Below are 14,146 nucleotides of genomic sequence, written 5' to 3' on the forward strand. Positions count from 1 at the left end.
GCTTGTTGTTTAAGCGCGTAGACCCGTCCAAATTCTGTGCTTCTGGTTGCTGATTCCAAACAACCCAAACTTACTTACAGTTTCTATGCAGCTTAACGTGTTCTTGAAGATACATTTTGTCAGCACTCAGCGCTTTGGATTTCACTGGAAAATAGGGCTGTCAGGATGGAGTCTCCTCGCCCATGCGGGTACTGACTCTTTTGATGCGATCGCGCACCGTTATCCTCGGTTAAGTGGAGAGAAGGGGAGAGAACTGCCGATCCAAGTATGCGAGCGCCTCTTGCCCCTACATCATCCTCAATATTGCGTTTTGTAATACTTTTATGGCTCTTTTCCAGATCAAATCCTAAAATGCTATCATCGCAAATGAGAGTTGATTCGGTTGCAAGGTTTTGTTTTTATTGACTGGCTTTTTCGTCTTGGTCTTAACAGACTCCTCTCCGAAATCTAAATCTCCACGTTCCTATGATTTTGGAGTCGATCTATGTCTATTTATGTAGGTAATTTGTCCTACGACGTTACCGAAGCCGATTTAACCGGCGTTTTTGCAGAATATGGTTCTGTAAAGCGGGTTCAGCTACCCACTGACCGCGAAACAGGTCGTCCGCGCGGCTTTGGTTTTGTGGAAATGTCTACCGAGGCTGAAGAAACAGCTGCCATTGAAGCCCTGGATGGTGCTGAATGGATGGGTCGTGACATGAAAGTGAATAAAGCCAAGCCCCGCGAAGACAGAAGTTCGTCCGATGGTGGCGGTCGCAGAAACAACAGTTTCTCTCGTCGCTACTAAAACATAAAGAAGAAGCCCCCAGAAATGGGGGCTTTTTTATTGGTCGCTGGAGTGCGATCGCGCTCCCTTCGCGCCCCCTTCGCACTCCAGACAGGTGGAGAGTTTAAGGTCTGGGGGGATTACCACACTGCGGGCTAGGATTATTTAAACATAGCCAAATTCCTGGCATGAGGTCGGTGTTGTTGTTGTTCATAGTACTTGTGGTTGAAGGACTAGCTGCGGGGCTAGCTTCAGGACTGGCTTCAGGACTAGCTTCAGGACTGGCTTCAGGGCTAGCTTCGGGACTGGCTTCAGGACTGGCTTCGGGACTATCTTCGGGACTATCTTCGGGGCTGGCTGGCGCATCTTGAGCGAATAACTCTTGGCTACTCACAGTTAAATCAGCTTGCTCGGAGCCACTACCAGCATTGGAGTGATTATTAGGACTATTAATTAGTGCAGTAGCTGGAAAACTCAGCAAAATTCCAGCACTCACAACCAACATCATGCCAATTCGCGTTTTAATTTGAGTTTTAAGATCTTTATTCATCGGTATCTACTTGGTTTCTCCTAAAATCGGGATGCACTTGATTAAAACTCATTCCTCTGTAATCGTCTTCCTACTTCCGATAGAAGTAGAAGTAAAGTATACTCAAGGCTTAAGTAGTGGGCACTCCTTAATAAGATTTGACGAGAGCTAAACCACCAAAATTAGTATTTGTTGTTTTTTTTGCTGCTAAAGTCAAGCTAAAATTATTATTTTTAAACGAGCAGTATTGGGGCAGTCCCTACCTTAAAAAAATTCTTTTTCGAGAGTTGCGATCGCGGTTCTCGCTAAGTGTGCGCTCCACATTGAACCTCAAACCCCACTCTGCTTTCGGGGAGAAGCCGGAGGGAGTTTAAACTGTACTGCATCCAAACGAAAATTGCTATATAGTTTTCTATGCAAGTAGGGAATCGGAAAGTTACGTAGAAGCGAGAAAATATTTAAAAGTAGATTAACTGGATTTCGGTAGCGTTGATAACAAATTGCCAAAACAAATTGCCAAAGTGAGCTGTCATGATGAGCAGAGCGACGAATGCACTCTTCTGAAAGCAAGTAGAGATTAATCCATTGCCGCTAGCACCGCCTTGGGTGCTAATTTATCTTTAAACCAAACAATTCTTGCCGGTACATCGTTCAGTTTAACACCGGCTTTCTCCAAATTTAGCCGCTCAGAAATCGCTAAAATTAAGTTCTCGCATTCAGCGCGACGCACCTGAGAAAACTTCTTTTGCAAGTATTCGGGACGCCAGTAGCCGACTATTTCGAGTAAGAACGTGCGACCATCAGGATGCACGAGGCGAAAGTCAGGAATCATGACACTGCCTGGAATGGGGATAAGGTCAACTTCTCTTTCTAATACCCATTCACTTTTCAGCGCGTCCCAGCGGTCGGCAAAGGACGCCTCTAACATACTGTCATAAGGCTTGCCAGGTGGATAGTGGGACACCAAACCACATTCAGAATTCAGCGTAAAGCGTCCGGTTTTCCAGTTGCCAGTGAAGGCATCGCGGTTTTGCAGCGTGGCGCTGAGACTCCATTTAGTGACGTGGAGTAAAGCTGGGAGGAGTTTAGCGATCGCTAACCCATAGCGCGTACTCGGCTTAAATAAACTGGTAGGGCCATCCACTGTTATCGTGAAGCCATGATCCGCATCGCCTTCAATATATGCCATCAATTGAAATAATTTGAGATAGCGGAATAACAGCTTATATTCGCCCGGAACGTTGCGGTGAGCATTCAGGGTAATTTGACTCGCACGATAGAAGACACCCTGCACCTGGGATAAATTGTAGCGGTGCAACAAATTTTCGGGCGTGGGAGTGTCAAACTGGGTGAGGATGCGATTCTCGGCTAAATCCGCGTAAAGTCCCATGCGAATTTGACTTGCCAGCACTTCTCGATCGAGTTCCTGGCTAAGTTTGTCAGCTAATAAGCTTAGTGTCTGCGCCGAGGCTTGGGGGCTGGGAACAGATTGAGCCGCCAGCGCAAAGACTCGTTCCCGCAATTCTTGCGGTTCCAAGGGACTGACGATTTCAAACGTACACAAACTGCTTTTGAGAATGTGGGCAAGTCCTCGCTTCAGGCGATAATCTGGACTATCTCCTTCTAACTCCAGCAACTGGCGATCGAGTTCTCCCTGCGTACAACCAAGCGCTTCCTGAAAACAGGTAATCAGATCGGATGCAATCCCCAAATTCTGAGCATCAATATTTAAGCGCTTCGGGACTATTGTTTCGCCATTTTGACGATGGATTAAAAGGTCGGTAGGTAACATTTGGATTTAGATAATTGCTAATTGCTAATTGCTAATTGCTAATCGCTAATGGGTGGTTCATCCTCCTCTCCCCATTTTGCCGGTGACTCCGCTGCTCGCTTAGCGACATTAGAATTTACCCCATAAATCGGTTTCGACGGCAAAATTTCCAATTGTTTACCTTTCTTCTCCTCTCTTTCTTCGCGTTCTCTGCGCCTTGGCGGTTCGTTTTTCTTATCTCCCCGCCGCCGCTGGGATGTACCTTCCTCGCTGGTATTTTCCGCCACTACCTCATAGAGAATAGCGCGTTTATTTTTATCCTGACTTTTCCGCAAAACCCGCCCCATGCGCTGAATAAACTCACGCTGCGAACCTGTGCCGGATAAGATAATTGCGATGCTAGCGGCGGGGACATCCACCCCTTCATTCAGGACGTGGGAAGCGATCAGAGTTTTGTATTCTCCCTCCCGAAACCGAGTTAATATCTCGTGGCGTTCCTTCACCGGCGTTTGATGGGTAATCGCTGGGATTAAGAAATCTTGGGAAATGCGATAAACGGTAGCGTTATCAGCCGTAAAAATCAGAATTCGTTCTGGGTGATGTTCGGCAATCAAATTGGCGAGAATTCGCAGTTTGCCGTCTGTACCCAAGGCGATATCTTTCGCTTCCCGGTGGGCTAGCATCGCCCGACGTCCTGCTGGCGAACCGGCACTTCTCATCACAAACTGCTGCCAGCCTTGTATGCTGCCGAGAGAAATATTGGACTCTCGCAAAAAGTTGTTGCGGAGTTGAATTAACTCGTTGTAGCGATCGCGCTCTAGTTGCGATAACTTGACTTTAATCTGGACGATCTCATGCTCAGCGAGTGCCGAACCCGAAAGTTCCTCTGCCGTTTTGCGGTAAACTTCGGAACCAATGAGAAGATTTAGATCGGCGTGTTTGCCGTCAGAACGCTCTGGAGTGGCACTCAGTCCCAGTCGGTAGGGAGCGATCGCATATTCGGCAATCACCCGATTAAAATCAGTCGGTAAGTGGTGACACTCATCAAACACGAGCATGGCATAGCGATTGCCCAAATTTTCGGCATGAATTGCCGCACTGTCGTAAGTGGCAACCAGAATTGCTGTTCTATCCCGCGAACCCCCTCCCAGCAACCCCACCTCTGCATCCGGAAAAGCCGCCGTCAAGTGAGCATACCACTGGTGCATCAAATCCAGTGTCGGCACCACAATTAACGTACTGCGCGGCGTCGCCTGCATCGCCAGTTGAGCCAGATACGTCTTCCCAGCCGCCGTAGGCAGCACCACTACTCCCTGACGTCCCGCTTGCTTCCAAGCCATTAGCGCCTCGGTTTGATGCGGGTAGGGTTCCATTTCCATGCTGGCGACGAGTTCCAGCGCTTGAAAACCCTTCGCCTCATCGATAAAATTTGTTTCTTCCGCTTGTAGTGCTTCTACCAGTTGACGATAGTGCATCGCCGGAATGCGGAACTTTTCCACGCGATCGTCCCAAGTCGCATATTCCACCCAAGCTTTGCCCCTAGGAGGCGGATGCAATATTAAAGTGCCACGATCAAAAGATAAAGTAGGGCTACGAGCCATTATTTTTTTAAATTCTTAATCCCCCGATAATTTTAGGAGACTTAATGCACAATGCGATTGAACCCTTGCAGTAACTGGAGCTTTCCCTAATGAAAGGATGAACGCATCGGGGGTAGCAAAGAGATGCTCCTAACCTTACAACCCAACCTCACAAAATTGTTACAGTATGGTGCAATCTTGTGCAACAGCGTAATTGGAGCCGATTTTTGTGTTTAACACTGGCATCATCAGTATTTTGCAATATAGAGGCGCTAGACCTTGACATCTGGCTATGATACGGATCGAGGAGCCACTAGGGTAGATGTGCGAACCAGCGAACTGACAAGTCAGCGCAACGCGATCGCGCTGGCGCGGGAGATTCGTTTTTCATTTTTTACATTAAGAATCGGTGTTGGCATTAGTGCAAAGCGCTCCAAATGCCGAACCCGCCAGGAGAACAGAATATGTTAAAAAAAATCAACCCTCGATTACGGCGCTACGGTGTTGCTGTACTCGCCGTTGCTAGTGCTGGGGTACTGACGCTGTGGTTATTGCCGCACATTCAGCCGCACATTTCCCCACTTTTTTTTGCTGCCGTAATGTTGAGTTCCTGGTACGGCGGCTCGAAACCGGGACTGTTAGCTACTGTTTTGTCTACTTTAACGATTTCTTATTTTTTTATCCCGCCGTTCCATTCAGTTTTGTTTGGTGGAGGGGACATCCTGCGAGTGGCGGTGTTTGGGTTGGTGGCATTATTTATTAGTTGGCTCAGCGCGGAATTAAAAGCTGCCAAGCATCGATCCGAGAAGAACATATTAAAAGTACGAGCCAGCGAGGAGCGGTATCGTAGCATCGTCGAGACGGCTAACGAGGGCATCTGGTTATTGGATGCCCAAATGCGAATAGAGTACGTCAATCAACGGTTAGCCGAGATGTTCGGTTACGGTGTAGAAGAGATGCTCGGTCGTCCAATTTTTGACTTCATGGATGAAGAGGCTCGCATTCAGTTAGAGCAATCTTTGGAGCGAGGAAAACAGGGTATTAAAGAGCCGTTTGACTTCCGTTACCGCCGCAAAGACGGTTCGACGCTTTGGGCAATTGTCTCCACAAATCTTATTTTTAATGAAGGCGGTGTCAGCGACGCGAAAGGTGAAGCGATGCCGAAAGCGATCGCGATGTTAACTGATGTCACCGAGCGCAAAGCCGCTGAGGAAGAATTAAAACGATATCAACTTCTTTCTCAACACAGTCGTGACATTGTTTTATATATTCAGCTTGATGGTCAAATTATTGAAGCAAACCAAGCTGCTGTTAAGGCTTATGGTTACTCTAAATCAGAGTTGATTTCCCTAAAGATTAACGATTTACGAGCGCCACAAACTCGGGATTTAATCGCTCAGCAAATTGAACAAGCAGACAAAGAAGGGATTTTGTTTGAAACCATTCACTACCGGAAAGACGGGAGTTATTTTCCGGTAGAAGTGAGTGCCCAAAGCTTAGGAATTGGCAATAAAAAAATAGTTTTAAGTATTATTCGAGACATTACTGAGCGCAAGCAAGCTGAAGCCTTGTTGCGGAACAGCGAAGAACGCTACCGCGCTTTTATTGAGCGGAGTTCAGAAGGAATTTGGCGATTTGAACTTGAGCAACCGATTCCCATAGAAGTGACAGAAGATGAGCAGATTCAGCGTTTTTACCAACATGGATACTTAGCTGAATGCAATCGGGTCATGGCTCAAATGTATGGGTTTAGTAGTGTAGAAGAAATTATTGGGGTAAGATTAGAAGATTTTTTAATTCCCTCCGAGCCACATAATATTGAATATTTGCGGGCGTTTATTCAGTCTGGCTACCGACTCAGCGATGCAGAATCCTATGAGGTGGATAAAGAAGGAAATCCCAAATATTTCTTAAATAACCTCGTAGGAATTGTGGAAAATGGTTTTTTAGTACGAGCGTGGGGAACTCAACAGGACATTAGCGAAAGCCTGCGGCACGCTACGCTACGCAAACAAGCGGAAGAAAAATCTCGGCAACTTGCAAACGAGCTTCAAGAACAAGCCAGTACGCTGGATGCAATTCTTTCGGCATCTGTCGATCACATTTACATCTTCGATCGTGAAGGCCGCTACCAATATGTAAGCGCTGGCGGTGCCCAAGTGGTGGGATTCCAGCCAAGCGAGCTGGTAGGCAAAACTTGGCGAGATATCGGCTTGCCAGAAGAAATTATGAGCCGATTTGATGCTCACAGACAAGAAGTCATCTCTACCGGAGAACCGATCAGAAATGAGAACGAGTTCTTAGGTGCTAGCGGCTTGCAACACTACGAATATATCGTCGCCCCCCTGCACAATCAGGATAAAAGCATTAAGGGGATCGTGGTCATTTCCCGCGACATCACCCAGCGCAAGCAAGCTGAAGAGGCTCTGCGAGAAAGTGAAGCACGGGCGAGACGCTTGATTGACTCAAATATTATCGGGGTCATCATTGCGGACTTTTCTGGCAATATCCTGGAGGCAAACGATGTCTTTTGTAACATCGTCGGTTATACACAGGAGGAAGTGCTATCCGGAAAAGCGAACTGGGCGGAAATGACGCCGCCAGAATATCGGCATTTAGATGTGCAGGCGATGGAGGAGATGCAGCAGACAGGCACCCATACGCCTTTCGAGAAAGAATACATCCGCAAAGACGGCACCAGGGTTCCCGTCCTAGTGGGGACAGGCTATCTGGGCGGAGCGAACAAAATCGGCGTGGGTTTTGCGATTGACTTAAGCGAAAGCCTGCGGCACGCTACGCTACGCAAACGCGCTGAGCAGGAATTGCGAATATCAGAAGCTCGCTTCCGAGCTTTGGTAGATCAGTCTCCATTGAGTACGCAAATTATGGCTCTCGACGGTCGGATTCTTCAGGTCAACCAGGCTTGGGAGAAACTTTGGGGAATCACGCTTGACCAACTTTCGGAATACAACCTGTTGCAGGATGAGCAATTAGTCGCTAAAGGCATCATGCCATACATTCAAAAGGCATTTGCTGGCGAGGCGACAGCCATGCCACCCATCATCTACTATGTTTCGGAGCTAGGAGATTTCCACAAGCAAGAACGCTGGACGCAGGCTTTCATCTATCCCGTCAAAGATGAAACCGGAAATATTCGCGAAGTGGTTTTGGTACACGAAGATATTACAGAGCGCGTCCGAGCCGAGGAAGCACTTCGAGAAAGCGAAGAACGATTCCGGAAATTTTTTGAAGAGGCACCCATTGGCATCTCCGTGGTTGACATAAACGGTCGCTTGGTCAAAATGAATAAAACCTACTGTGAGATGTTGGGATACCCAGAGCAAGAACTCAGTCAATTGACCTTTACAGAGATTACCCACCCCGAAGATGTTGAAAAAGATTGGCGCTATACAGAGCAATTATTCACAGGTGAACTAACTCGCTATCAAGTAGAAAAACGTTATATCAAGAAAAATGGGGAAATTTTATGGATTAATCTTACAGCTACGGCAATTTACGATCGAGAAGGGAACCCCTGCTATGGATTGGGCATGGTTGAAGACATCAGCGAACGGAAGCGAGCTGAGGAAGCGCTGCAAGCAACGAACCAAACTCTTGACAGCCTGATTCAAGCTTGTCCCCTGGGGATTACAGTTCTCAGTATTGATGATGGAACGGTAAAACTGTGGAATCCAGCAGATGAGCGGATCTTCGGCTGGAGCGAACAAGAGGTAGTCGGCTGTTTTCTTCCTAGCATCCTAGAAGATAAACGAGACGAGTTTATAGCACAACTTGATGCTATCGAGCAAGGCGGAACATTAACGGCTATAGAAACACGTCGCCGAAAGAAGGACGGTTCACTGGTTGATATCAGCGTCTGGGCGTGTCCAGTGCGTGACGCTCAGGGAAATCTTAGCTGTATGTCCATTGTTGCCGATATTAGCGATCGCAAGCAGTTAGAGCAAGAACGCAATCAACTTTTGCTCAACGAACAACAACGGGCGACCCAACTTCGAGGCTTGGCGGATGCTGCTTTAGCCATCAACTCTACACTCTCGATTGATGAGCGGTTGCAAGCGATCGCTGACCAAGCGCGTACGATCATCGGTGCCCACCAGTCACACGCCAAACTAAGTTTTAATCAAGACTGGGCGCAGTCTCTCAACGCCATCTCTGTGTCGGACAAATATGCACCCAGGCGCGAATCCCCTGAAAAAATTGATGTGACGACGAGCATCTACTCGCTTGTCTGCCAAAGGAACCGCTCGATGCGGATGACGCAAGCCCAGCTAGAGGCACATCCGGCTTGGAAAGAATTTGACAAAACTGTTGATAATCTACCGATCCGAGGCTGGCTAGCTGCACCCCTGACGGGACACAACGGGAAAAATATCGGTTTGATTCAACTGTCGGATAAATACGAGGGTGACTTCACCGAACAAGATGAAGCCATCTTCGTCCAACTGGCACAGATGGCTTCCGTCGCGGTTGAGAATGCACGCCTTTACCGGGAAGCCCAAGAAGCAAACCGCACCAAAGATGAGTTTTTAGCGACCCTTTCCCACGAACTGCGAACGCCTCTCAACGCCATGCTGGGATGGACTCAACTCCTGCGTACCCGGAAATTTGACGCCGCCACTGCCGCCCGCGCCCTGGAAACCATCGACCGCAATACCAGGGCACTGTCTCAATTGATTGAGGATGTCCTAGATGTCTCGCGGATTATTACCGGCAAGTTGCGCCTAAATGTGCGTCCCATCGAACTTGTACCCGTGATTGAGGCGGCTATCGATACGGTGCTACCCGCAGCAGCAGCGAAAAACATTCAAATTGACTCTAGATGCGATCGCTCAGTCGGACTCATTTTGGGCGATTCCGCTCGTTTGCAGCAAGTCGTCTGGAATCTGCTTTCTAACGCCGTCAAGTTCACCCCCAAGGGAGGGCGGATCGAGGTACAACTTTCTGTAGCTAGGGGGAATGGGAACGAACCATTCCCGATTCCCAACTATGCCGAAATCAGAGTAACTGACACGGGACAAGGGATTAGTGCCGACTTTCTCCCTTATGTATTTGAACGCTTCCGTCAAGCCGATGGTACAACGACGCGATCGCATGGCGGACTCGGACTTGGACTTGCGATCGTGCGCCACCTCGTAGAATTGCAAGGGGGAACCGTCCGCGCCCAAAGCCCCGGAATTGGCTTAGGCGCAACCTTTATTGTGAATTTACCGCTCCGGAGGGAGGAAGCAGAAAACCGGAAAGATGAATTAGATTCTCACCTTCCTCCTTCCTCCGCCGACTTCGCTTCCTGTGCCGTAACGCTGGATGGCTTGCGAGTGCTAATTGTGGATGATGAACCCGACGCCCGCGAAGTGCTAACTGCCATCTTGGAGCAATACCACGCCCAAGTCACCGCTGTGACGAGTGCCCGCGAAGCACTGGAAGCCCTCCACCGCTTGCAGCCGGATATCTTGGTGAGCGATATTGGGATGCCGGAAGAAGATGGCTACGACCTGATTCGTCAAGTCAGGGCGCTGGATATACAAGGTAGAACAATTCCGGCTGTAGCGCTGAGTGCCTACGCCAGAGCTGAAGACCGTATCAAGGCGCTCCAAGCAGGTTTCCAGGTACACATTTCTAAGCCAGTCAACCCCGTGGAGATAGCGACAGCGATCGCTAACCTCACCGGACGCACCCAATCTTGAATGGTGGTAAGGAAAAGCCATTGGTTCAAGAAAAAAAACAATCATCGCTAGTGGTAAGTGATATCTTTAGTGGCAAAAGCGATCGCTCAGTTGCGCCACAATAATGCCTATTTCTCTGAGGTCTAAGCGTTTTTCCGCAGCACTGGTGACAGTTCTTGTCTCTGTCTCCATGTCTTGGTGCGACAAAGCACCCGCAGCATTTATACAGCCTCTGCGAAGCAAACGGGGGATGGTTGTCTCTGCTCACCGACTGGCAAGTGATGCCGGGTTGAGTATGTTACGTAAGGGAGGCAATGCAGTCGATGCAGCCGTGGCAACTGCTTTTGCCATTTCCGTTGTCGAGCCTTTTTCGGCTGGGATCGGCGGCGGGGGTTTTGCCCTGGTACGCTTGGAGAAAACTGGCGAAATCAAAGCGCTTGACTTCCGCGAACGCGCCCCCCTGAAGGCAACGCGGGATATGTACCTGGATGCAGCGGGGAAAGTGCGTCCCAATGCCAGTGTCAATGGATATTTGTCAGTAGCAGTGCCCGGAACGGTGGCGGGACTGTATGAACTCCATCGCCAGTATGGCAAACTTCCCTGGAAAGAAACGATCGCACCGGCGATTCGTTTTGCCAACGAAGGCTCTACGATCAACCCTACCTCGCGTTTTGCCCAAGTTGCGGGAAACCGCAAGGATGCCATTCTCAATAATCCCGCAGCCCGACAAATTTTTGCGCCGAACGGCACTTTGTTTGCACCGGGAGAGAAACTGGTACAAAAAGATTTAGCCAAAACCTTACAAGCGATCGCCCTCAATCCTCAAGACTTCTATACTGGCGGCATTGCCCGCGCGATCGCCAGCGATATGGCAAAAAATGGGGGGTTGATTTCCCTTGAAGATTTAAAATCTTACAAAACGACTTGGCGTGCCCCCGTCTGCGGCAATTTCCGCGCTGCTCGGATTTGCTCGATGCCGCCGCCTTCGTCGGGAGGCGTTCACCTGCTGCAAATCTTAAATATTATTGGGGAAACTGACTTAAAATCCAAAGGATGGCACCACCCAGACTCCCTGCATTTGATGGTGGAAGCAATGCGGATTGCTTATGCGGATCGGGCTGTACATTTGGGCGATCCGGATTTTGTGAAAGTTCCGGTTAATGCGTTGATTAATCCGGCATACGCCGCCAAAAGACGCCAGGAAATTAGTCTGGAACGGGCGCGATCTTCCACTGAGGTAAAGGCAGGGAATCAGGAGACGCTACAGGGCTTTGGCAAGCCCAAGGAATCGCAAGATACGTCTCATTTAACGGTAGTCGATGAGGAGCGCAATACTGTCAGCCTCACGTTTACGATTAACTACGGCTTTGGATCGGGTGTGGTGGTGCCGGGAACGGGGATTCTGCTAAATGACGAGATGGACGATTTTGCCGCTGCGCCGGGAGTTCCCAACGTTTTTGGATTAGTGGGCGGTGAAGCGAATGCGATCGCTCCCGGCAAAATTCCCCTCTCCAGTATGACCCCAACGATCGTCACCGAAAATGGCAAGCTGCGGATGGCTGTCGGTGCGCCTGGAGGTAGCACGATCATTACTACCGTGATGCAAGTTGTCCTCAACGTCCTGGAATACGGCAGGGATGCCGGTGCCGCCGTTTCTGCCCCCCGCATCCATCATCAATGGCTTCCTGACAAGCTGAACGTGGAACCTTACGGTTTAGACGCTGCCACGCTTGCAGAACTGAGTCGTCGAGGGCACAAAATCGAAGAGCGATCGCCTTGGGGAAATGCGAACGCGATCGTCGTTACTCCTGATGGCTTATTAGAAGGGGCTGCCGATCCTCGCGGCGAAGGTGCCCCAAGCGGTTATTAGAGAGGGCTGAGGGAAGAGGACTGAGGGCTGAGGACTGAGGACTGAGGACTGAGGGCTGAGAGAAAAAGAGTGAGGGCTGAGGAGTCAGGGAAGAGGGCTCAGGGAAGAGGATTGATTTCAACCGCCCTCAGCTAGATGTGAGAAGCTTTCCTTAAAGAGCGGGAGTGTCAATTGTTATTGCCCAAAAATTGCACTAAAGGTTGAAAAGTTGAGACGAGTTCGGGACGACTCACGACTAAAGTCGGGAAAGAAATACTGCCATAATTTACTCCTTTTTGCAAAGGAAACACGGGTTTTGAATTTAGCGGTATCCAAACCCCACCCGCCGCCTGCAAAATTGCCCAGACTGCTGCAATATCCCAAACTTTGGGGGTAGATTCAACCCCGCCCAAGCTGGTACCGGAAGCAACTGCCAGGAAATTGTAGGTAGTGACGCCCAGCATCCGGATTTTGCAGGGGAAAGGTTTCTGCAAAATAGAGGTACTTCTGGCACACACGCAGAAGAAGTGACTATTACTCGGAGCATCTGGACTAGTGTGAATCGGGCGATTATTTAAAAAAGCACCATTGTCACCACCTTCACCGTGCCAAAAACCGTGAAAAGATTGTCTGGTGGGGGGAAAATACACGTACCCGAATACCGGAGTGCCTTGATAAAGCAACCCCATTGAAATTCCCCAAATCGGGATTCCCCGCGTAAAATTGGTGGTGCCATCAACCGGATCGATCACCCAGCACCATTCGGAACCGAAAAAAGTATGTTCTGCCTCTTCGCTTAAAACATCGTGAGTCGGGAATGTGCGAGCGATCGCTTCTCGAATTTCTCGATCCGCCCACTTATCTGCCTGCGTTACCAAACTCCCATCTGCTTTATGTTCTGCCTGGATCTGTCCAAAATCTTGCAGCAGTTGCTCACCGAGTCTAACAGTCGTCTCTTGTGCAAAGCTGAGAACCTTCTCCCAAAAATCTGTCATCTGCGTTCGTGGTTCGGGGTTGATGGCTAATGGCAATACAATTCACCATTAGCGATGATCTATTCGCAATTCGTTAGTCTAATTCACCTTCCAGGACAGTTGCGATCGCATTTTTGGCATCTGTGCGAAATTCTGACACATTTACTCGACTGAGGAACCAAACCGCTAGCACCATCCCCACGGATTGCAGCGCAAAGACCAATCCATAAGAAAGTACCGGGTTTGCAAATAGCTTTTTCCCCACATCCAAAACAGCACCCCCTGTCACGGTTGCCAGTGCCCGTGCCATTGCCTGCGCCAATCCCCAAGCACCGATAAACGTACCTGCCGTTTCCGCTGCTGTCAGATCCAGCATTAAGCTAATCGCGCCGGTGGTTGTGACACCAGAGGCAAGACCAAACAAGAATAACGCACCCTGCAATAACTTTTGATTTTGGCTAAATCCTGACAGGATAATCAACACGAAACAAGCGGCTACTAACAGACAGCCTAGCTTAGCTGTTTTTTGCTTACCTAGGCGCGGCACAATCAAGAAACCAGTGCTGCTAATTCCAATCAGCGTTCCCAATCCCCAGTAAGCATTCAGCTTGGTTGTTTCCGAAACTTGCATTCCGAAAACTTCGCCCCCATAAGGTTCTAAGACTGCTTCCTGCATAAACAAACTAATCGTCATTACCAGCAAAAACGTGAAAAAGATTCCCGTTTGCCGGTTAGCGGTTAACACTCGCAATGCCTTACCCAAGGTAATGCTATCTTCTCGCTCGACTAAAGTGGAACGAGAGGTATAGCGCGAATATTTTTTCTCAACGCCCACCGTCGCCAGCAATGCCAGACCCACCACGGTCGCCGGTACAATTACAAACAAGCGGTCGATCGAGGCTTGCAATGCTGATAGGGGTGCGTCTGTGCCGACTTGCTTGAGCAAACTGCTGCCAAGAATTGCCCCGATAACAATTCCCACCATCAGCATAG

10 protein-coding genes are annotated in these 14,146 nt (G+C 49.1%); 5 read left to right on the plus strand and 5 right to left on the minus strand.

Annotated elements, in window-relative coordinates; genetic code table 11:
- Window positions 1-85 precede the first annotated feature (85 nt).
- The gene (locus H6F50_RS23670; protein WP_190416072.1) at window positions 86-316 is read left to right on the plus strand and encodes a hypothetical protein; all 231 of its coding nucleotides are present in this window, start codon (window positions 86-88) and stop codon (window positions 314-316) included.
- A gap of 168 nt (window positions 317-484) precedes the next feature.
- Complete coding sequence (locus tag H6F50_RS23675) at window positions 485-787, plus strand: RNA-binding protein (RefSeq protein ID WP_190416073.1); 303 nt, start codon at window positions 485-487, stop codon at window positions 785-787.
- A 103-nt stretch (window positions 788-890) separates the two neighbouring features.
- On the opposite strand, the gene H6F50_RS23680 is transcribed toward H6F50_RS23675, so the two are convergent.
- The 3 genes from H6F50_RS23680 to H6F50_RS23690 all read right to left on the minus strand — a co-directional run bounded on the left by H6F50_RS23680 (window position 891) and on the right by H6F50_RS23690 (window position 4,667).
- Window positions 891-1,316, minus strand: coding sequence for a hypothetical protein (locus tag H6F50_RS23680; protein WP_190430581.1), 426 nt, complete (start codon window positions 1,314-1,316; stop codon window positions 891-893).
- 556 nt (window positions 1,317-1,872) lie between these two features.
- On the minus strand, window positions 1,873-3,087 hold the full coding sequence (locus H6F50_RS23685) for a DUF790 family protein (protein WP_190416075.1): 1,215 nt from the start codon (window positions 3,085-3,087) through the stop codon (window positions 1,873-1,875).
- Between the two features lie 38 nt (window positions 3,088-3,125).
- The gene (locus H6F50_RS23690) at window positions 3,126-4,667 is read right to left on the minus strand and encodes a DEAD/DEAH box helicase family protein (RefSeq protein ID WP_190416076.1); all 1,542 of its coding nucleotides are present in this window, start codon (window positions 4,665-4,667) and stop codon (window positions 3,126-3,128) included.
- Between the two features lie 258 nt (window positions 4,668-4,925).
- On the opposite strand from H6F50_RS23690, the gene H6F50_RS23695 reads away from it, so the two are divergent.
- From H6F50_RS23695 to ggt, 3 genes are all read left to right on the plus strand, one after another.
- Complete coding sequence (locus tag H6F50_RS23695; protein ID WP_190430582.1) at window positions 4,926-5,117, plus strand: hypothetical protein; 192 nt, start codon at window positions 4,926-4,928, stop codon at window positions 5,115-5,117.
- A complete protein-coding gene (locus tag H6F50_RS26670; protein ID WP_199292341.1) occupies window positions 5,111-10,351 on the plus strand; it encodes a PAS domain S-box protein in 5,241 nt (1,746 codons plus the stop codon). Before H6F50_RS23695 ends, H6F50_RS26670 begins: the two co-directional genes overlap by 7 nt.
- Window positions 10,352-10,520: 169 nt before the next feature.
- Window positions 10,521-12,200 (plus strand): gamma-glutamyltransferase, encoded by a 1,680-nt coding sequence (ggt, locus tag H6F50_RS23730; RefSeq protein ID WP_242029189.1) that lies wholly within the window; start codon window positions 10,521-10,523, stop codon window positions 12,198-12,200.
- Window positions 12,201-12,367: 167 nt separating this feature from the next.
- Here ggt and H6F50_RS23735 read toward each other — a convergent pair whose 3' ends face one another.
- Together H6F50_RS23735 and H6F50_RS23740 are read right to left on the minus strand one after the other, a co-directional pair.
- Window positions 12,368-13,174 (minus strand): inositol monophosphatase family protein, encoded by an 807-nt coding sequence (locus H6F50_RS23735; RefSeq protein ID WP_190416080.1) that lies wholly within the window; start codon window positions 13,172-13,174, stop codon window positions 12,368-12,370.
- 73 nt (window positions 13,175-13,247) lie between these two features.
- Window positions 13,248-14,146 (minus strand): BCD family MFS transporter (locus tag H6F50_RS23740; RefSeq protein ID WP_190430584.1); only part of this gene is annotated, 899 nt, incomplete at its 5' end.

Origin of the sequence: Coleofasciculus sp. FACHB-712 (assembly GCF_014695635.1) — a bacterium.
GTDB lineage: Bacteria > Cyanobacteriota > Cyanobacteriia > Cyanobacteriales > FACHB-T130 > FACHB-T130.